General features: G+C 69.6%; 16 protein-coding genes. All 16 read right to left on the bottom strand.

Annotated elements, in window-relative coordinates:
* Window positions 1-3 precede the first annotated feature (3 nt).
* The 16 genes from AC3WRI_RS14040 to tssH all read right to left on the bottom strand — a co-directional run bounded on the left by AC3WRI_RS14040 (window position 4) and on the right by tssH (window position 20,353).
* The gene (locus AC3WRI_RS14040; RefSeq protein ID WP_492293451.1) at window positions 4-597 is read right to left on the bottom strand and encodes a sigma-70 family RNA polymerase sigma factor; all 594 of its coding nucleotides are present in this window, start codon (window positions 595-597) and stop codon (window positions 4-6) included.
* 86 nt (window positions 598-683) lie between these two features.
* The gene (locus AC3WRI_RS14035) at window positions 684-1,847 is read right to left on the bottom strand and encodes an IQM protein middle domain-containing protein (protein ID WP_011617854.1); all 1,164 of its coding nucleotides are present in this window, start codon (window positions 1,845-1,847) and stop codon (window positions 684-686) included.
* A 60-nt stretch (window positions 1,848-1,907) separates the two neighbouring features.
* On the bottom strand, window positions 1,908-2,993 hold the full coding sequence (gene tssA / locus AC3WRI_RS14030) for a type VI secretion system protein TssA (RefSeq protein WP_492293450.1): 1,086 nt from the start codon (window positions 2,991-2,993) through the stop codon (window positions 1,908-1,910).
* On the bottom strand, window positions 2,990-7,108 hold the full coding sequence (locus tag AC3WRI_RS14025) for a type VI secretion protein IcmF/TssM N-terminal domain-containing protein (RefSeq protein WP_492293449.1): 4,119 nt from the start codon (window positions 7,106-7,108) through the stop codon (window positions 2,990-2,992). The genes tssA and AC3WRI_RS14025 overlap by 4 nt, the downstream gene beginning before the upstream one ends.
* Before the next feature lie 37 nt (window positions 7,109-7,145).
* Window positions 7,146-7,898 (bottom strand): DotU family type IV/VI secretion system protein, encoded by a 753-nt coding sequence (locus tag AC3WRI_RS14020; protein WP_492293448.1) that lies wholly within the window; start codon window positions 7,896-7,898, stop codon window positions 7,146-7,148.
* A gap of 26 nt (window positions 7,899-7,924) precedes the next feature.
* Window positions 7,925-9,253 (bottom strand): type VI secretion system baseplate subunit TssK, encoded by a 1,329-nt coding sequence (tssK, locus tag AC3WRI_RS14015; RefSeq protein WP_492293447.1) that lies wholly within the window; start codon window positions 9,251-9,253, stop codon window positions 7,925-7,927.
* Between the two features lie 45 nt (window positions 9,254-9,298).
* On the bottom strand, window positions 9,299-9,802 hold the full coding sequence (locus tag AC3WRI_RS14010) for a hypothetical protein (protein ID WP_011617857.1): 504 nt from the start codon (window positions 9,800-9,802) through the stop codon (window positions 9,299-9,301).
* A 29-nt stretch (window positions 9,803-9,831) separates the two neighbouring features.
* Window positions 9,832-11,286, bottom strand: a complete 1,455-nt coding sequence (locus tag AC3WRI_RS14005) for a dicarboxylate/amino acid:cation symporter (RefSeq protein ID WP_492293446.1) — start codon at window positions 11,284-11,286, stop codon at window positions 9,832-9,834.
* Entirely contained in the window at window positions 11,283-11,984 is a 702-nt protein-coding gene (gene cuyB, locus AC3WRI_RS14000) for a cysteate racemase (RefSeq protein WP_010810723.1), read from the bottom strand. The genes AC3WRI_RS14005 and cuyB overlap by 4 nt, the downstream gene beginning before the upstream one ends.
* 32 nt (window positions 11,985-12,016) lie before the next feature.
* Window positions 12,017-13,297, bottom strand: a complete 1,281-nt coding sequence (locus AC3WRI_RS13995; protein ID WP_371258367.1) for a dicarboxylate/amino acid:cation symporter — start codon at window positions 13,295-13,297, stop codon at window positions 12,017-12,019.
* A 50-nt stretch (window positions 13,298-13,347) separates the two neighbouring features.
* Window positions 13,348-14,319: a substrate-binding periplasmic protein gene (locus AC3WRI_RS13990; protein ID WP_010810725.1), complete on the bottom strand. Its 972-nt coding sequence runs from the start codon at window positions 14,317-14,319 to the stop codon at window positions 13,348-13,350.
* 20 nt (window positions 14,320-14,339) lie between these two features.
* On the bottom strand, window positions 14,340-14,600 hold the full coding sequence (locus AC3WRI_RS13985; RefSeq protein ID WP_011617860.1) for a hypothetical protein: 261 nt from the start codon (window positions 14,598-14,600) through the stop codon (window positions 14,340-14,342).
* A gap of 17 nt (window positions 14,601-14,617) precedes the next feature.
* Entirely contained in the window at window positions 14,618-15,004 is a 387-nt protein-coding gene (locus tag AC3WRI_RS13980; RefSeq protein WP_011617861.1) for a DUF4280 domain-containing protein, read from the bottom strand.
* Window positions 15,005-15,006: 2 nt separating this feature from the next.
* Entirely contained in the window at window positions 15,007-15,669 is a 663-nt protein-coding gene (locus AC3WRI_RS13975; RefSeq protein ID WP_011617862.1) for a toxin-antitoxin system YwqK family antitoxin, read from the bottom strand.
* 58 nt (window positions 15,670-15,727) lie between these two features.
* Window positions 15,728-17,629, bottom strand: coding sequence for a type VI secretion system tip protein TssI/VgrG (gene tssI / locus AC3WRI_RS13970; protein ID WP_492293445.1), 1,902 nt, complete (start codon window positions 17,627-17,629; stop codon window positions 15,728-15,730).
* Between the two features lie 3 nt (window positions 17,630-17,632).
* Complete coding sequence (gene tssH / locus AC3WRI_RS13965; protein WP_492293444.1) at window positions 17,633-20,353, bottom strand: type VI secretion system ATPase TssH; 2,721 nt, start codon at window positions 20,351-20,353, stop codon at window positions 17,633-17,635.
* Window position 20,354: the final 1 nt, after the last annotated feature.

Here is a 20,354-nt window from a genome sequence, read left to right as displayed (position 1 = left end):
GGATCAACCGGCCTTGCCGGGCCGGCCGCGCTGGCCGAACCAGTGCAGTTCCAGGCATTCGCGCAGGCGCATGCGGGCGCGGTACAGCATCGCCCAGGCATTGGTCGCGCTGATCTGCAAATGCTGACAGATTTCTTCGGTGTCCAGCTCCAGCCACTCGCGCATCATGAAGATCCGGCCGGTGCGCTCCGGCAGGCGGTCAACGCACAGCTGCAGGATCTCGAAGAACTCGCGGCGCTCAAAGGCGCGTTCCGGGTTGCCCCAGTCGGATGGCGGGTCCTGGTAGTGGCCGTTGCGCGTGAACAGCGCGTCGAAGGCATCGTCGTCGGATTGCCGCTGGCCCTCGGCATCGGTGGCCAGCGCCAGCCTGACCTCACGCTTGCCGCTGCGCAGGGTGTCGATGATCTTGTGCTTGAGGATACCAACCAGGTAGGTGCGCAGCGTTGACTGGCCGACGAAGCGCTCAGGGTGCTCCAGCGCCGCCAGCAGTGTTTCCGAGACGGCATCCTCGGCCAGTGCCTGGTCGCGCAGCTGCAGGCGGGCAAAGCGCAGCAGGTAGGGGCGTATGGCCTGGAGTTCGGCGGGGTCGAGACTCATCGGGGATCGGGGCGCGGTTGCCTGGACGGATGGCCCATGATACCCGCGCCTTACCCGATCCCGTGGGATTGCCCGCCGACCGCGCGTCAGCGCCCGCCGGCGATACGCATCGGTCGGCCATTGGGGTCTCTCAGGAATTCGTTCGCGGTATAGCGATGCTCCTGCTTTTCGCCCATGACGAATACATACAGGTTGACGCTCGCCCAACTGCAGGCGAGCCCTTCGCTGGCAAGCACGCTGAGGCAGTTGTGCAGGTTTTCCCGCGTGGGCTTGTAGTGGCCGCTGTTGTTGTCGATCACGCGCAGCGAGCCATTCCTGATAGTCAGCGTACCTGCGCAAATAACATCATTGCCCGCGTTGAACGACGAGTGGTTGAAGAACATGGCGTCATCCAGCGGATCTGCATCTTTAATGAACAAGGAGCCGTACTTGTCCATCGCATAGGCTGTCACCTTGACCGCATGTGTCGTGATGCGCTGGTTATTTACGTCGTACAGAAGTCCGTCGTCTCCGACGATCGCCATATACCGCATGCGTTCGCTCTTTGTCAGATAGTTGACATCGCCTGTGACAAGGTTCTCCCGACCGATGGCATCGAGCAGCTGGAAATCCTCCAGCGTCAGTGCGTGCACATCTTTGCTGGCAATCGCCTCGGCCTCTGCGCGCCGTTGCGGGTTTGCCGGCATCATCTGCGAGAGATTCTTGTGCGTCAGATGGACACCGCTGCCCGAGATCGCCTGGACCTTGCCCGACTGGAGATAGGACAGACGCTCGTTCTGATAGTCCGCGCCCATCGGCCTGAGTTCGCGCACGTAGGGCGAGCGGTCACCGTGGTTGACACCGGAACCGAGCACCAGCAGCTTGCGCCGGTCGAATTTCATCCGCCCGCGCAAGTCCGGGGTGAGAATACCCAGCTGGGTCAGGCGCGCATAGAGTTCCTGCAACGCTTCGCTGCCGAGATTCGTGATTGCACGACGGCGCGTGACGAACAGAGCATTGATCTTTTCAGCGCCGCCAACCAAGCCCTGACGGCTTTCCGGCTTGCCGCGCTTGAGCTTCAGCCAGCCGATGCACGCCGTCACGATCGCGTTCAGGCTGGCGATCTCCCGCCGTGCGTCCCGTGCGCCGTTCATCTCTCGCCAATAGTCTTCCAGCGCGCAATCGACCGCGCGGATATTGCTGCCACGTGCCAGGAACTTCCAGTCCCTGGCGGTGGCGGCGATGAACGTCTGGTATTGGGTCCTCAGCATGCTTCAGCTCCCCTTGTCCACTTGATGTCAGAAAATGCCCGGGCTCGGATGCCGTGCCAGCTAGTTGTCCAGCAGCGCCAGATACCGCCCGATATCCCCGTCCTCACGCAGGATGTCCTGCATCAGATCCGCCAGTGGCATCTGCCCCCAGCGCACCGCGCGCCGCAGCAGGTATGGCGTGGGGCTGTGCGGCTCATGGCGCGCCAGGTAGTCGGCCACATCCCGGATCAGCTGGTAGGCATGCGCACGGTCCTCGATGCGGCCGTGCGCCAGCATGGCGGTCTGCCCCGGCCCCGCGGCGGGCAAGACCGGCATCGGCTCGGGATCGTCCACGGGATCGTTGTTACCGGCCGGCCCCGTGGCGGCGGGTTCGCCACGGTGAGCGCTGCCTGCTTCGTCCCCGCGCAGCGCCGCCACCGCCCGCACCAGCCGCGCCAGCGTGTCGGTTACGCGCGCCAAGCTCGGCGCTTGCGCCCCCAGCAGCGCGTCGATGCGCCGGTCAAACCCAGCCCATTCGGCGCTGGCGCCGTGCAGGTCGCGCCACAACGCATCCAATCGGGCCCGGTCGGGCGCGTGATGCGCGCGCTGCAGCAGCGCCTCGCGGCCCAGGCTGTCGTCGTCATCGACCGGCGCCAGGCTGCGTTCCCACAGGTCCAGCGTGATGTGCAGGGGTTTCTCGTCGGCCAGCGACAACAGCGGGACATGCAGCGCCAGCACCGCTGGCAAGGTCTCGTTGAGCCATGCGATCGGGGCGCAGCGTGCCTCCGCATCGCCGGCTTCCATGCGCGGCCAGGCGCTTTCCCAATACGCGTCCGCCAACGCCCCCAGCAAGCGCACCCCGGCGCAAAAGCCGGCCGCGCCGTGCAGATAGATCCACGCCTCGCACAGCCATGCCGCCAGCTGGAAGTCCTTGCTGCGCGTGGCCAGCGCCTCGCTGGCGAGCGCGGCCACGCGTTTCCAGTCAGCCTTGACCAGCGGGCGCTCCCATTCCCGCATCGGCAAGGACTCGTCGTCGTGCTGGCGCGCTTCGGCGATGGCGCGATAGACCGCGTCGTAGCGCAGCGAAGCGCCCGCGGGATCGTCGCCCGGCACCGGCGCAAGCAGTGCCTGCGCGGCCGGGATGCGGTCTTGCGTTGGCGTCGTCATAGGTTGGTCCATTCAGGAGCCCGGGTGGGAAAGCTTTGCGGCCACGGCAGCGGCATCTTCCTGCCCGCGGCCGTCAGCACCAGACGCAGGAACACACGGCCGCGCACCGGCCTGGGCGCCGCCGTGAAATCCGGCGCGGCGCTGCCCAGCGGAAAGTCGAAGCGCAGCAGTTGCGCCGTGCTGTCGGCGCGCCCGCCCGGATCCGCGATGCGATGGCGCGCAATGAACGACAGCAGCGACCACGGGTCGGCAAAGCGCCAGGTCATGGTCTTGCCGTCGGCGGCCAGCGCGCGCTGTTCGGCGTCAGGCAACGCGACCATCGGTGAGTCCTTGGCAAAGCGCAGCGTCAGCGTCACCGGACTGCCGTAGTCCCAGTGCAGCGAGCGCGGCGCATCGCGCATCGACAGGCTCTGCGCGCCGATCGTCAGGGTCCAGTCGATGATCTGGTTGCCGGCCAGTTCCGCGCCGCGGTTGACGCGGAACTCCGCGCTCACGTCATAGCCCGCGGGCGCGCCCTCCTCGACCGGATACAGTGGCGCGAGCAGGGTCCTGACCTGGTCGAAGCTGTCGATGAACTGGTGCACCGGCACGCCGGACGCGATATTCCTGAGCGGCCCGTCGCCACGCGCGGCCCGGTACGTCGCCGAGAGCGGTTCATAGCGCTTGAGCACGCGGCCAAGCTCGGCATAGTCCGCCGTGCGCACCTCGCCGGCGTTGGCGGCGCCGCCAAACGGCACGCGCCCGGCCAGCCGTTCATTGAACGTGGCCGAGAACCCGTCCCACTGCCGCTGCAGGTCGGCAAAATAGCCTTGTGCACAGCGCGCGAGCAGGCCGTCGTACAGGCGCACGTGCAGCGCGGCAAAGTAGTCATCCCCGCCGGCAGGCCGCGCCGCAAAGCGCGCCAGGCACACGCCCTGGCCGGACTCGGCCGCCGCGGCCTGCACGAACTGCTCCAGCATCAGCAGCCGGCTGTTCGGGTTCTTGAGCCGATAGCGTTCCAGATCGCGGTTCAGCGCCTGCCAGCGCAATGCCAGGCCGGAGCCGGCGTCGGCGGGCGAGAGCGCGGCAAGATACACCGCGGCCTCGCGGCCCAGGGCCTGCGCACGCGCCGACTGCTGGTCCAGGTACGGCCCCAGCGCCGCCGCGTCGTTCAGCCCGAACGCCGTCAGCAGCGGCGAGCGCGGCGCACGGGCCCCGTCGCCGGCGCTGCCCTGCCGGATCGCGTACAGCTCGGACTGCTGCAGCAGCTCGTCCACCGCGCGCAGCCGTGCCAGCGCATCGCGCGAAACCAGCGCATCGAGGTCATCCACGCGCGACATGGCATGCATCTCGCCCAGCATGGTCTTGATGCGCGCGATTCGGCCCAGTGCAGCCTCGAAGCCGGCGCTGCCGCCATCGGCCTGCAGCGGCGCCATGATTGCCGCGGTCGCGACCTGGTCGGTCACCAGCCGCGCAAACTGCTGGTCCACGCTTTGCGCAATCGCATCGCGCCAGGGGCCTGGCAGGCCCGTCAGCCCCTCGTCAAGAAAGCGCTTGCGCATGTCGCCCAGGGCGATGGCCTGGTCAAGCTGCTGGCGATCCCACAGCACCGCCGACCCGGCCGGCACCGACGGCAGCGCCAGGTCGCGCGGCGGCGCCATGAACGGCTGGTTCAGCAGGGCGGCGAGCCGGTCGCGCAAGGCCAGCCGCTCGGGCGTGACCACGAAGCGGCCGTCCTTGTCCTGCCACGCGATCCCGCTGTCGGGTCCGCTGAAGCGCTGCGCCAGCTCGCCGGTGAAGGCCTGGAAGCCGCTTTCAGCGCGTGCGCGCGCGGCTGCCACCAGGTCTTCGCCGAGCAGCCGGTTCTGCGCGGCCTGCGCCAGCGTGCGCGCGTAGACGGTGCCCGCGGCGAACTGGGGCTGCCTGATCCAGCCGCCCTTGCCGGACGCCAGCAGTTCCTGCTGCGTGCCGATCGCCGCGACAATGCCGCGGTAGTCGGCCAGGACCCGGTTGACGCCACTGCCGGCATTGGCCCCGCCGGCCAGTTCATCGAGGCTGGACCTGACGGCGCGCTCGGCCACCAGCAGCGGGTTGTTGTTGAAAAGCCGCTCGTCGAGCTGGCGCGCGCCCTTGTCGAAGGTGCAGCGCAAGGGCGGCACCAGCGCGGTCAGTGCCCTGCCGCCGGTTGCCAGGCTTGCGGCACCACGCCCCTTGCCAGGGTCGCGCTGGAAATACGGCAGGCTGCCCGAGACCTCGCCCTGCAACTCCGCCCCCAGCGCATAGCGCACCACCAGCCGCAGCGCATCGGCGTTGGCAGGCTGCGGCGTTTCCAGCCGGTGCAGCGCTTGCAGCGCAGCGTCGAACTGGTCGACCGCGGCAACGTACTGCTGCAGCGCGCGCATCTCCGGCATGTCTTCCAGCGCCAGGCTGCGTGGCGGCAGGGCCTCGCCCCGTGCGCCCGGCGGCGCCAGGCAGCTGTCGCCGATGATCAGCTGGCCGGTGCTCGGGTCGCGCCCCACGCCTGTCAGCGTGTCGACGCGTGCCAGCAGTTCGCGATCGATGGTGTCGAGCGCGATCTCGCCGAAGGCGCGCTGGAAGCGATCGTGCACGCGCCCGTCCAGGTCGTCGATAAAGGCCCACGAGCCCGGCATGAACCAGGACGAGACCGACTGCGCGCTCAGGCGCTGGTTCATCGCGATCAGCCCCAGCGCCTGGCGCCGGTACCAGTCCGGCGGCAGGTCCTGGCCGCGCTGCGCGGCCAGCGCGCGCTGCTGCGCGCCGGCACGCAGTTCGCCAAGCGCGGCCAGCAGTTCGGCATGGCGATGTCCCATCTGCCATGCCGCGACCAGCAGTCCCCCGGCCCACGCGCACAGCACGGCCATGCCGCCCCAGCGCAGCGCTCGGTGCACCAGCGGCCGCGCCAGCTGCTGCGAGCGCGATGGCCGCGTCAGCCCGTACTCCAGGAAGATCTTCTTCTCGAACAGGTCGCGCAGGAACGCCGGTTGCCGCATCAGCTCGTTGAGCAGGTCGGCGGACGAGCTGGCGCTGGCTGCCGGCGCCAGCTCCGGCGCGTGCGCATCCTCTGGCGCCAGTGCGTCAGGCTGCGCCGCACGCAGGCGCGGCGCGGCGAAGGCCGGTGCATGCGCCGCCAGCTCGCCGCTGTCGCCGGTCAGGTAGACGCCGCGCAGATAGAAGGGCTCGTGATAGGCGCTGGGCCGCAGCAGTTCGTCGACATAGCGCGTGAGCTGCCCGCGCATGGCTTCGATGCGCGCCGGCAGCAGCAGCGACTGGCAGGCATCCACCTCCTGCGCCCCTATCGCCAGCAGCTCGGCCACACCGTCCGACACCGCGCGCACCACGCCCGACATGGCCGCATCGATCCAGCCCGACTGGTAGGTGGCCGACAGGTCGTACGGCGAGGACCAGCCCAGCATGCCGGCGCGCATCGGCTCTGGCAGCGCGCGCGCAAAGTGCGCGAAGCCCGGCAGCGACTCACAGCCCGTCACCACCACATAGACCGCGAAACGCACCGCAAAGCGGTTCTGCGCCAGCCATAGCCGCCGGTGGGCCAGCTTGGCCCGGCGCACCAGCTCAAGCTGTGCGTCGGTGTCGTCGGCCAGCAGCATCGCCGCCGGCACCGTCACCACCACGCTGTCGAAGGGCCGTTGCGGGCGATAGCCGCGGCACAGGCCAAGGAACTCGTCCCAGGGCTTTTCATCGGTATCGTCGTCAGGCGAGCCCAGATAGGCCGCATTGATGTCGATGACCACGCCGCGGTCAAAGAAGTGCCATGAAATACCCTGCGTGGCGGCCGCATTGGCAGCGTCGGAGCTCAGCACGCTGGCCACGCCGGACTGAGCGATCGGCAGCGGCCGCGCATCCTCGCCCTCATTCAGGACCAGGATCCACGGAATGTTGTAGCGCTCGGCGCGCGAGGCGATATTGCCCTCGACCAGCTCGATCGCCTGGCGGAACGCGGTGCGCAGCGAATCGGTGCGCAGGCGCACGATCTTGCGCTCGGCCGCCGGCTTGGCGCGGGCCCGCTGCGCAGCGAAATACAGCACCGCGCCGAGCACGGCCAGCGCCACCAGCGTCAGCACGCCGATCGAAATCAGAAACAGGTTGCTGGTCAGCATGCGCCTGCCCCCCGGGCGCGGATGGGCTGCCGGCGCGTCATGGCGTGCCTCCGGCCACGGTGTCGGCCCGCAGCGCTTCGCGCACCGGCCAGGATTGCCACAGCCACGTCACTTCGGACAGCGCCAGCAGGGTGGCCAGGCCCAGCAGGAACACCACGGTCCAGCGCGTCAGCGTGGGCAGCTTGCGCGGCGCGATATGCGAGAGCGTGTGGGCGTACGCGAGTTCGCTGAGCACGCGCTCGCGTCCGCCCAGGTCTGGCCGGCGTTGGTAGATGAACTCATACAGTTCCTCGCGCAGACTGCGCAGCCGCGCTTCGGCATCGGCGCCGCGAAAGCGCCCCTGGAAACCAAGCCCGAGCGTGAACAGGTACAGCCGTGCCAGGTTGCGGCGCGACGGCTCGCGGTCCAGCAGCAGCTGCTCGATACGGCGAAACACCTGGTCGCCTGCCACGTTGGTGCGAAACAGCGTCGATTCGAGCAGATGCCCATGCCACGCGGCGCGGCCGGCCCAATCGGCGTTCAGCAGGATTTCATCGGCGAGCACCGCCTTCAGGTAGCGGGCATCGGCCACGTCCTCCATCTCGAAGCGCGAGCTGTCGCGCCGCGATTGCAGGGTCTGCACTTCCAGCAGGTTCAGCAGCTGGCGGTTCATGCCTTGCGCGGCAGCTTCGCCGCTGAGGTCGGGTTGTTCGGAGAACCGCTCCTGCAGCTTGACGAGTTCATCCAGAAACGCCCGGAACTGCCCGGTGGCAAGATCGTCTTCCTCGGTTTCCGGTCGGTAGCGCGCCATAGTCTGTTTGCCTTGATAGTCTGCCGTCAGCCCTTGACGAACAGCAGCATTTCCTGCGGCCGCTGCACGCTGGCGCCTTCATTGGGATTGCCGATCACCATCGCCTCGTTGGCATGGACCAGCGCGGGATCGGCTTCGATCTCGAACAACAGGTAACCCGAGCCGGAACGCACCCCAAGGTCCTCGGCATGCTCGACCACACGGCGCACCGCGCCCAGCACGCGCCGCGTGCGCAGCGACGGGTAGACCGACTGCGAGCCCACCACAGCGCCCGACATCCAGGCCAGCAGGTCGCGCTCTGACTGCCCGCGCAGGCCCACCACCAGGCGCTCGCCGATCCAGTCCGGCTGCAGCACGATGTCGAACGCGCCGTGGCGGAACTCGAACTTGTGCTCGCGGTACTCTTCGCTGACCTCGGCCAGGGTCTCGCGCAGCGCGCGCAGCAGCGGCGTGAACACGGCCATGGGGTCGGCGTGTTCATAGTCGTCCGGCACCGGCGGCAGGCAGCCCGGCTTGAGCAGGCTGAGCGACCCCAGCACCGAGGCCAGCGCCAGGTAGAGTGCAAGCGGGTGCAGATGCGGCGTGCGCAACACCGCCTCCAGCAGCGGCAGCGCGGTCACCAGGCTGCGCAAGCGGTCCTTCAGTTCCAGCTGGGTCAGGCGGTCGTCCGCCCGGGATGACGGGACCGCGGTCTGCCTGGCCACGAACGCGGCCTTGCCGCGCAGCTGGGCCACCAGCGACGCCACCGCCGTCCACAGCGCGCTGCCGCGTGCCACCTCCAGCAACGGCGGCAGGCGGTCGCCGAGCCGCACGATCTCGTTGTCCTTGTAGACCGCGCCCAGGCACAGCGACACATGGAGCGGCGACGGCCTGGCGCCGGCATCGAGTGCCAGGCTTGGCAGCAGGCGCGGAATGTCGGCGGGCGGCGCTTCGGACACCTCATCCTCCACCGGGGCGCCCGCCACCGAGCGGAACCGCCGCACCTGCCCGTCCTTGCGGTTTGCGGCCGCCACCGGCAGGGTCAGGTAAAGCGCCAGCATGCCGCCGGCAAGCGCGTCGGCAAACGGCTCGAGCGCCAGCTCCAGCGGCGGCTGGCGGGCATCGTCGCGCGCGTAGGACACGGCAGTGCCGTCCGGCATGATGGCTTCGAGCTGCAGCACGCGCACCACGCCCGCCGGCAGCAGCCCGGCGTCGAACACCAGCCGGCGCACGCCCCAGCCAAACGGTGCGGCCGCGAGTGTCTGCCACGCCACCAGCGAATCGAGCCGCCCGGCCAGCAGCTGGAGATGCTGGGGCGCCAGCAGCATGCCCTCATGCCATTCAACCCGATCGACCGGCAGCGCGCGCTCAGACATGGGGGGCTCCCGGGCCGTACGCGGCCGTGGCAGGAAAAACCAGGTTCATTTGGTCACAAGCACGGTAAAGGCGGCGCTGTCGAGCTGCACGGCAAGCGTGCCGTTGAATTGCTCGACGCGGGCGCGATGCGCGCCCGGCGCCTGGTAGTTGGCGAACACATAGGCCGCGGCGACGCGCGGCCCCTCCAGGTCTTCGGCCGGCACGTCCAGCCGCTGGCCGGGCACCAGTTCCCAGCTGCGATAACGCAGCCCGCTCGGATAGGTGCTGCCCAGGTCGCTGCGCCCGGCAAACCACTTGGCCGCGGGCAGGTCCGCCAGCCGGGCCTGCAGGGCCTCGTCGCTGACCAGCACCACGTCGACGGCCACCGGGCTGTTGCCGTTGGCATCCGCCGCCGCCGTCAGCGTGACTTGCTTCCATTTGACCTTGTCCCCCTTGAAGCCCAGCCATGAAGAGGCCGCGCAGCCCCCGAGCAGGCCAGCGAGCGCAGCCGCCGCCAGCAGCGTGCCGGCGCGGCGCAGGGATAAGAGATGCACGGGCGTCGTCATCATCAGACTCCTTCGTGGTTGCGGATGCGGCATCATTTCGCACCCACCCCGATGCCCATCAGCACGATCAGCAGACCGGCCAGCAGCGCGCAGGCGCTGGCCAGCGCCAGTTGCGCGCGCGTCAGCACCAGCCGCACCGCCGCGGCCTGTGCGGCGGGCAGCCGTGGGCCCGGCACGTGCGCGCGCCCATCCGCGCCCTCCATCCGCTGCGCCGCGACGCGCTCCATCGGCAGGCCCACCGACACCAGCGCAATCACCGCGCAGGTGCAGACCAGGCTCAAGGCATTGCGCGGCCCATCGCAGATCGGGTCGATCGCCAGCAGCAGCACCGCGGCTGCCTCAGCCGGCAACTGCAGCACCGACAGCGCAACGCCCGCATAGGCGATCGTTCCCAGGCCGCCCTGCCCCGCCGAGAGCCAGGCCGCGATGGTGGCGGCCATCGCGATCCATGCCACGTCGCCGGCGCCCACGGGGCGCCCGTACAGGTTGGCGACGAACACCGTGACCAGCGCGAAGTACAGCGCCGAGCCCCCGCGCACGAACACCGCGCCCAGGGGCACCACCAGCTCCACCAGCCCGCGCGGAAAACCCAGCCGCGCGCTCATGGCCTCGATCGTGTGCGGGATCGGCGCGGTGGCGCTGCCTGAGGCCAGGCCGACCAGCATGGAGCCATTCAGCTCGGTCACCACCTGCGAGAACGGCAGCCGCGCGCAGGCGGCAATCGCGGCCGCGGCCACGCCGCTGAGCAGCAGGCAGAGCATCAGGAACGTGACCAGCACCCCGGCCATCGCGCCCATGGTGGCGCGGTCGGCATGCATCGACAGATGGGCCGCAAGCCCGAATGCCAGCACCGGGATCAGCAAGTTGGCGTGGGCGATGATCTGCTCGAAGGTGCGGTAGATCCCTTCGAACACATTGCTCAGCATGCCGGTCTGCTCGCGCGACAGCGCTGCGAAGGCAAGCCCGAACAGCAGCGCCCCGGTGAGCACGCCCAGCGTCTGGCCATGCGCCAGTGCGCGGTAGAAGTTGTCGGGAATGATGTTCCCGAGCGCGTGCGGCAGCTTGTCCGTATTGGCCTCTGCCTTGCCATGCAGGTCCACGCGCACCTCGCCGCCATCGGCCACGCCGCTGAGGATCAGCGCGCCAAGCTTTTCGCTGGCCTGTGCAGGGAGTTCCGCGCCCGGCGCGGTCAGCAGCCCCGCCAGCGCGCCGGCCAGCGCGCACACCCCCACCACCCCGGCAGCCGTGCCGAAGATGGCGCCGAAACGCGCCCCGGCGCGCGGCAGCGCCAGCACCTGGCGCAGGCCGAAGAAGGTGGCCACCACCAGCAGCGGCACCGCGGCCATGTTCACCACCGACAGGTAGAGCTGTCCGACCAGCCAGGCGAAGCGGCCCAGCGGCCCGGCCACGGTGCCGGCGAGCGCGCCCGCCACCAGGCACAAGAGCAGCCCGGGCACGCTGTGCGAGAGCCAGTTCAGGGCTTTCATGCGGCCTTGTTCCAGCCGCGCGCCAGCGCGAACGCCACCGTCGCCCGTGCCAGCTCGTTGGTGCTGTCGACCAGCATGAGCGGCGGCGCGGCCAGGCCGCGCGCCGCCACCGGGATTTCCGTGCAGCCCATGATCGCGGCGCCGACGCCGAGCGCCGCGATCCGCGCCAGCGCGCTGCCAAGCGCCTCGCCGGCCTGGTCCAGGGCGCCGGCCTTGACCGCCCGGATGCAGGCATCGACCTGCAGCTGCACCGGCTCCGGCGGCACCACCGCCGCGATCCCGCGCGCGTCGAGCGCTGCCTGGTAGATGCCGGAGGCCAGCGCACCGCGCGTGGCCAGGATGGCCACGCTGCCGGTATCGGCAGGCAAGGCCGCCACGCAGATCCGCGCGATATGCAGGATCGGCGCCGCGCTGTGCGCGCTCAGTTGCGCATACCAGTGGTGCGAGGTATTGCACGGGATCACCACCAGCCCCACCTGGTTGCGGTTGAGCAGCTCGATGCCGCGCAGCAGGTAGGGCAGCGGCAAGGCATCGCCAGCCAGGATCGAGCGCGAGCGGTCAGGAGTCTGCGGCAGGTGCGCCACCACCATCGGCAGGTGGTCCTGGTCACGCACGGCATCGGTAAGCCGAACCACGCGATCGAGAAAATCCACTGTCGCCAGCGGCCCCATGCCGCCCAGCACCCCGATCATGGTCATGCCAGTACTTCCGTTGTTCATATGAGCCGACCCTAAAGCTTCAGCGGCCGCGGGCAGATCACCGACACCGCCGCGGTATTGCCGACCACCAGGATCAGCGTGCGCAGCATGTCGCAGACCGGGTCGACGGCAAGGAAGAGAATGAATGCGGCCTCGAATGGCAGGCCAAGATAGGCACAGGTCATGCCGACCAGCGAAACGATCACCAGGCCCGTCATGCCGGCCGAAGCAAAGCCCGCCAGCACCGAGGCCAGCAGCACCGTGGCGATATCGACCAGGCCCAGCGGATGGCCGTACAGCTGCGCGATGAACAGCGTGGCGCAGACGTAATAGACCATCGGCCCCACGCGCAGCAGCGAGATCGCCAGCGGCACCAGCAGTTCCACGCGCACCCGGGCAAAGCCGAGCCGGTCGACCAGGCACTCGATCATGCTGGGCATGCAGGCCGCGCTGTTGCGCGTGGCCAGCGCCAGCGCAAATGGTGAGCGCAGCGCGTCCAGCGTGGCGCCCAGGCTCTGGCTGGAGCGCTTCCAGATGATCCCGACGGCCAGTGCCAGCAGCAGCACCGACGCGATAGAGAACGCCAGCACGAACTGCATCATCGCCTGCAGCGGCTCCAGTCCGGACTTGCCCAGCTGCGCCGCGCTCATGCAGAACAGGATCACGGGCAGCGGATAGCTGAGCCAGTGCATCAGCTTCTGGCAGGCGTGGTAGACCGTTTCCAGCGACAGGCTCAGCCCGATGGAAATGCGCTCGGGCACGCGCCCCACGGCCAGGCCGAACATCAGCGCGAACACCAGGGCCTTGAGGGCGTCGCCGTTGGCGAGCGCGGCAAAGATATTGGTCGGGATCAGGCTGGTCAGGACTTCGGACAGGCTCAGCGACTTCTCCTGGATATCCTCGCCGTAGAGGTTCATCACCGTATCGCTGGACGTGGCATCGCTGCCCACCATCGCGCCGAAGGTCTCCATGGTGGCGCTCGACAGGTTGCTGCCCGGGCGCATCACGATCAGCACCAGTGCCGACACCAGCGCCACCAACAGCGACGCGCCGACAAACACCGTCACCACGCGGATCATCAGCCGCGAGGCCCCACCATCGCGGAACAGCCGCTGCAGGCTGAAGATCACCGCCGACACCATGAACGGCAGCGTGGTCATCTTGAGCAGGTCCACGTAGACATCGCCCACCACGCCCAGGTGCCGGGCCAGCGCGGGCCAGAGCAGCCCGGTGGCGCCGCCCAGCGCCAGGCTGCCGATCACCACCCACGGATTGAGGGCAATGGCGTAGAGCTTGCCGGCATCCAGCTTCATGGACGCGGCGCGCTGTGCCTGGGCCGCGCCCGGCTTCATGGCGGGCGCGCTCATCGCGTGGCCGCCTGCAGCACGTCCGCCACCTCGAGCCGCTTGGGCCGCTCGGCGAGGAACTGGTTGACAAAGCCCAGCAGCGCCGGCGCCGACACGTTGACGGCGATGCCCAGCGTGTCCTCAAGATCCTGCAGCGTCACCACGCGCAGGCGCAGCGCAGCGGTCGGATCCGCCTTGAGCACGCGCTTGACCTCGAACTCGTCGCGGTACACCGCGGCGACGCGGCCGTCGTTCAGCGCCTTCAGGGCTTCATCCCAGGTTGGATAAGCCGTGACGTAGGCCTTGGGGAAATTGTTCACCACATACTCCGAGTACGACGAATTTCCGACCACGCCAATCGAGCTGTCATAGGCGCGGATCACCTCCGGCACCGGCCGGCCGCGTGCCATCTGAGCGAACTTGACGCGATTGAGCAGCAGCGCGCGGTTCAGCCGCAGGTAAGGTGTGCTGAAGCTGATGATCTGCATGCGCGGCAGCGTGCGCGACAGCTTGCTGATGGCCACGTCGGCCTGTCCCTGCGCCAGCAGCTTGACCACCCCGTCGAAGGTGGTGGCGTCGCGGTTGAAGCGCACCCGCACGTTGAGCTTGCGCGCAAGCTCGCGCGCGAGGTCGATATCGAGCCCGCTCAGCTCGCCGTTGCGCTCCTGGAAGAACGGGGGCTGGTCCACCTTCAGCACCGCGACCACCAGTTCGCCGCGGCTGGCGATGCGGGCGAACTCCGGCGCCATCAGGCGTCCGTCAGGCATCAGCACCAGTCCGTTCGGTGTGGAGACTGGCGCAGGGGCGCCTTCCGGCAACCCGCCCTGCGCGGCAAACGATGCCGCCGGGTGGGCCGGTGCCGGCGTGTAGGTGGCCTGCGCATGGCCAGCGGCCGGCAGGGCAAGCGCGGCGCCCGCGAGGGCGCGCGCCAGCCAGCGCCACGCGCGTGTTGCCGCGCGGCGGGAATCAGGGACGGGAGTCAGCGACATGGCGTCAAACGGTTCATGTTTCAGGGAGTCGAGGGCGCGCCTGGAGCCGCGGCAAGGCCAACGGCAATGGCGGGCGCCTGGGTGGCGGCGGGCAGCGTGGCAGTGGCCGGGGCCGCGGGCGCCACGGCCATGGGTGCGGTGTCCGCACGCTGGAGTACGCCAGGCCGTCCCAGGCGGGCGCCGATCTCCACGCCCATCAGGAACAACAGCGCACACAGCAGCACCGCGCAGGTCACGGCGATTGTCACCATGCGCGAGCTCATCGAGAATACGTAGGTCATGCTTGCCTCGGCGGTCATCAGGGGGTCATCACGGTGGCCTGCGCCGGCGCGACGATCTGGATCACGCCGCCCCATGCGCACATCAGTTTCGAGCTGTCCTGCAGCGCCGGCGCGCCGCCGATCTGCACGGTCGGCGCGCCCGGCAGCCACGGCGCCGACGTCGCCGGCACGCAGGGCATCGGTGTCAGCACGCCCTGCGCCGCGGCGGTGGCCGCGGCCACCTGCGGGTTGCCCAGGCAGTTGCACATGCCGAAGGGCGGGATGTTCACCATCGGCAGGTGGTCCATCACGCTGGCCGCACCGGTGCCGGCCAGCACGCGGCCCAGCGGCAGCACGACCAGGCTGGACGGCGCCAGCCCGAAGCTGCACTGCATGGTCGCGCCCATGGTGACCTGCAAGGCCATGGCTAACCCCTCAGCCAGCGTTCGAGACGCTGTGCAAAGCCGGCGGGCACTGCCGCGCCCTCCTCGCCATCGGCGGGTGCGATCGCCTGCCAGTCGCCGCGGGGATTGCCGTCGGCGTAGCTGCGCACGGCGATGACCTCGCCTTCCGGGTCGAACCTGCGCGCCATGCCGTGCAGCAGGTCGTTGCGGTACGGCAGCGACTGCGCCAGCGTGCCGCCGGCGCCGTACTCACGGGTCTCGCCCTCGAGCCTGCCGGCGCGGTAGCGGCTGCGGCGCACCACCGCGCCCTCATGCGCATAGACGGCCTCGTCCTCGAGCCGGCCCTGCCGGTAGACGCAGCGCGCGGTCACCTCGCCGGACGGCGCGTAGCACACGCTCTCTCCCGCGAGCTGCCCGTCGGCGTACAGCTGGCGCGTCTCCAGCCGGCCGTTGCGGTAGGTGGCGCTGGTGCCGTGCAGGCGGCCGCCGGCATAATGCGCTTCGTATTCGAGGCTGCCATCGGCGGCATAGGCACGCAGCAGCCCCGCCAGTTCGCCATGTTCGTATTCGGCATCCAGGCGCAGCGAGCCATCCGGATGGAAGCACTCGAACCTGCCGTGGGGGCGCCCGCCGGCCAGCGGCACGCGCGACACCAGGCGGCCATCGCCGTCATAAGCTTCGGCCATGGCGGGTCCTGGATCGGGCGGCGTCGGGGCAGCTAAAGTCATGGCTCTGTTCCGCGGCTCAGTTCAGTTTCACCAGGGCGCCCTTGAGCTCGAGCATGCCGCCGCTTTCCACCGTCTGCGCGGCCGACGCCTTCTGCCGGACCATCATGGCTTCGTTGCTCAGGGTGGTACCGGCCTTGCTGCTCAACGTGGTGCCGGCCTCGCACTGCAGCGAGGTTCCCGCCTTGAACGCGATCGATCCACCGACCTCGATCACCAGGTTGCCGGCCACCGTGAGCTTGTAGTTGCCGCCAACGTCGTGCGCAAACGCCGCGCCGCTGGTGTGGGTCTCGTCGCCGTCCGCCTTGACCTGGCGCGTGCCGCTCACCTTGTGTGTTTCATTGCCGGACCGCACTTCGAGCGCAAGGTCGCCGGCCTTGACCAGGTGCGATTCGCCGCCCGCCTCCACCATGGTGGACAAGGTGTCTGCCACCGAAACCGTCATGGCGCGCTGGGCGCGCAGGAACAGCTCCTCGGCACCAGCCTTGTCTTCCATGCGCAGCTCATTGCCGGCCGACCCGCCCTTCGATGCGCGCGAACGGATCACGCTCTGCGTCTGCATGGCGGGCAGCGGCACCGGTACGCCGGACTGGCCGTTGTAGACGCTGCCGGTCACCAGCGGCCGGTCCGGGTCGCCATCGACATAGCTGACCACCACCTCCTGCCCCATGCGCGGCAGGAACAGGTGGCCCCAGCCGGCGCCGGCCCAGGCCTGCGCCACGCGGACCCAGCATGAGCTGTCCTGGTTGGCGCCGGGCGCACGGTCCCAGTGGAACTTCAGCTTGATACGGCCATGCGCATCGGTCCAGATCTCTTCGCCCTGGGACCCGGCCACGGTCGCGGTGTGCGTGCCGGCGACCAGCGGCCGCGGCGTGCTGAGCGGCGCGCGGAATGGCACCGACAGCGGCAACACCGACACGGTATTGCCATAGGCATCACCGCTCCAGGCATGCTCCACCGCACGCACCACGTAGGCGATATCGAGCGCGGGATCGACGTGGCCGTGCAGCGTGAAGCGGATGCCCGCGGCCAGGTGGTGGCACGCGCTCTCGCCCATGCCCGTCTGCGCCTGGGCCTGCTGCGCGCCGGCCCGGATCGCGGCCTTGCGGCTGGCGTCGGCGGCATCCTTGTGCCGGCCGGGAAACACGTACTGCTGCGCCACCGGCGCCGCGCCGGCCTGGGCGGTGCCCTGCGAGGTCCGGGCCTGCAGGTAGTCGTAGTCGGCCAGAACCTGCGTCGCGGCGCCAAGCTGGCGCGCCATGCCGAAGGCGAGCATCCGTGCCGCGCCGGCCTGCGGGCGCTCCATGTCGTGCATCGCCAGGTCGGCGCAGTGCGCGCCGGGCGGGTGGGCCGACGGGCTGTCGGCCAGCACCATGGTGTGCGCGCCGTCCGCGAACGTGAAGAAGTAGAAGATGCCTTCCTCCTCCATCAGCCGCGAGATGAAGTCGAACGGGCTTTCGTCGTACTGCACACAGTACTCGCGCATCGGGTAGCGCGTTTCCGTGATGCGGGCCTCGAACGCCACGTCGAAGGACTGCAGCACGCGGCGGATGATCTGCGGCGCGGACAGGTTCTGGTAGATGGCGCGGTCGCGCCCGAGGGTCAGCAGCCACAGCCGCGGCGCCAGTTCCGCGGTGTAGAAGCCATGGTTGTGGTCGGCGCCGGCGTGGGCAAAGCGCGTGACGACGCCGTTCAGGTAGCGGGGCGCGCCGCCCGGGTGCTGCAGCGTGACGGTGAGGCGCTGGCCCACGATGCGGCCCGCGTCGAGCGCCTTGTCCGCCGAGCGCATGCGCAGGCTGAAGCGGAACAGCTCGGACAGCGCCTCGCGCCCGGCAAAGCCGTCGAGCAGCAGCACGTCGCCGCCAAACGGCGTGGCCAGGGTCGCGAAGCTGCCGGCCTGGGTGGCCTGTGTCGGGATCATGCGTCAGCACCCCGCTTGCGGCAGGAAGCGGAACGCCACCCCGCCGCCGGTGTCGAGCGAGAGATGCACGCCGCCGAACGGCTCCGAGATCGACAGCTGCTCCAGCACGCGCCGCGCCAGTTCCGGCAGCACCGACTGGGTCAGGATATGGTCGACATTGCGCGCGCCGCTGTCGACCTCGGTGCAGCGCTGCGTGATCGCCTGCGCCAGCGCCTCGTCCCAGCTCAGGCGCGCGTTGTGGTTGCGCGCAAAGCGCTGCGCCAGCCGCGCCAGCTTGAGGTCGACGATATTGCGGATCTGCGCATCGCCCAGGTGGTAGTACGGCACCAGCACCAGGCGCGCCAGGAACGCCGGGCTGAACTGCCTGAGCAGCGCCGGGCGCAGCTTCTCGACCAGTTCCTGCGGCGGCGGGCGCCGGCCGCCGCGCGAGGCCTCGGTGATCACGTCCTGCGCCGCGTTCGAGGTCAGCAGGATCACCGTGTTGCGGAAATCGATCGGCACGCCTTCGCCGTCTTCCATCACGCCCTTGTCGAAGACCTGGAAGAACAGCTCCAGCACGTCGGGATGCGCCTTCTCCATCTCGTCGAGCAGCACCACGCTGTACGGGCGGCGGCGCACCGCCTCGGTCAGCACGCCACCCCGGCCGTAACCGACATAGCCCGGCGGCGCGCCCTTCAGGCCCGACACGCTGTGGGCCTCCTGGAACTCCGACATGTTGACCGTGATCATGTTGCGTTCGCCGCCGTAGAGCAGGTCGGCCAGCGCATGCGCGGTCTCGGTCTTGCCGATGCCGCTCGGGCCGACCAGCAGGAACACGCCGACCGGCTTGCCCGGGTCATCGAGATCGGCGCGGAACGTGCGGATGCGGCGCGCGATCGCGTCGAGGGCCTCGTCCTGGCCCACCACGCGCTCGCCGAGCTTGTCCTGGAGGTACAGCACCGTGTGCAGTTCGTCGGCCAGCATGCGGCCGACCGGGACACCGGTCCATCCCGAAATGACCTCGGCCACTGCGGCCGAGTCCACGCATACCGGCACCATCGGCTCATCGTTCTGCACCGCCTCCAGGCCTTTTTCCAGGCGCGCGAGACTGGCGCCAAGCGACTCCGCGCTGTCGGCGTTGTCGTCGTCCTCATGCCTCGCCACACCGTCGGCACCGGCCTCGGCCTGGCTCTCCTTCTCGAGGAACGCCGCGATCCGGCGGCGCCAGGCCAGGATTTCCTCGACGGCCAGCTTCTCGGTGGCGAGCTTGTCGCTGAGCCGCGCGTGCTGCGCCCGGGCTTCGTCGCGCTGGCGCGTGACGGCAGCGATTTCGTCGGCGCGCCCGGTGCCGGTGGCCGCCTCATGGCGCAGGATGCGCAGCTGGTTCTCGGCGCTTTCGATCGAGCGCCCAAGCGCTTCGATCGCCTCGGGCACGCCGCTCTGCGCGGCCGCCACGCGGGCGCAGGCGGTGTCGAGCACGCTGATGGCCTTGTCGGGCAACTGCCGGCCCGAGACATAGCGGTGCGAAAGCTTGACCGCGTCGCGCACGGCGTCGTCGAGGATCTCCACGCCGTGGTGCGCTTCAAGCTTGCGCACCATGCCGCGCAGCATGTCCACGGCCGCGGCCTCGGCCGGCTCGTCCACCTTGACGATCTGGAAGCGGCGCGCGAGCGCTGGGTCGCGCTCGATGTACTTCTTGTACTCGGCCCAGGTGGTCGCGGCAATGGTGCGCAACTCGCCGCGCGCCAGCGCGGGCTTGAGCAGGTTGGCGGCATCGCCCTGCCCTTCGCTGCCGCCGGCGCCAATCAGCTGGTGCGCTTCGTCGATAAACAGGATCACCGGCACCGGCGAGGCCGCCACCTCGGCGATCACGGACTTGAGCCGGTTCTCGAACTCGCCCTTGACGCCGGCGCCGGCCTGCAGCAACGCCAGGTCCAGCGAGCGCACCGACACCTGGCGCAGCGCCGGCGGCACGTCGCCGGAGACGATGCGCTGGGCAAAGCCTTCGACCACCGCGGTCTTGCCCACGCCGGCCTCGCCGGTCAGGATCGGGTTGTTCTGGCGGCGGCGCAGCAGCACATCGATCAGTTGCCGGATTTCACTGTCGCGCCCGCGCACCGGATCGATCGCTCCGGCTCGCGCCAGCGCCGTCAGGTCGACAGTGAACTGCTCCAGCGCCGATGCCTGCCCGCTGCCGGGTCCGCGCTGCGGCATGCCGAACGCTGGCGTGGCCGCCGCTGCCGGGATTGCATCGGTTCCGGGCCCGCCGCCAACGGCGGATGCCCCCAGCAGCGCGGGCAGGGCCTCGCGCAGCGCCGCACGCGGAATCCGCAGCAGCGCCGGCGCCGATTCCAGCAGCATGCCGCGCAGGCTTTCCACCTCCAGCAGTGCCAGCAGCAGCGTGCCGGCGCGCACTTGCTGCTCGCCGAGCAGCATCGAACTGAGCAGCCAGGCCTCCTGGAACAGCGGCGAGAAGTTAGGCGACAGCGCCGGCGTGCGGCCGTTGCCGCGCTTGAAGCCGTCGATCGCCTTCTGCAGCTGCGACACCACCTGCGCGGGCGCCAGGTCGAAGTGCGCGAGGATCGCCTGCAGGTCCGTGGCGCCGCCTTCCAGCAATTGCAGCAGCAGGTGCTCGACGTCGACGCTGTAGTGCGTCTGCCGGACGCAAAGCTGGGCGGCCTGCTCCATCGCGTGCCGGCACTCGGGATTGAGGCGGCTGAGCAGCGTGCGGATATCGATGTCCATG

The organism is Cupriavidus sp. FW305-27 (assembly GCF_058787995.1).
This window is presented reverse-complemented; position numbering and strand designations above follow the sequence as displayed.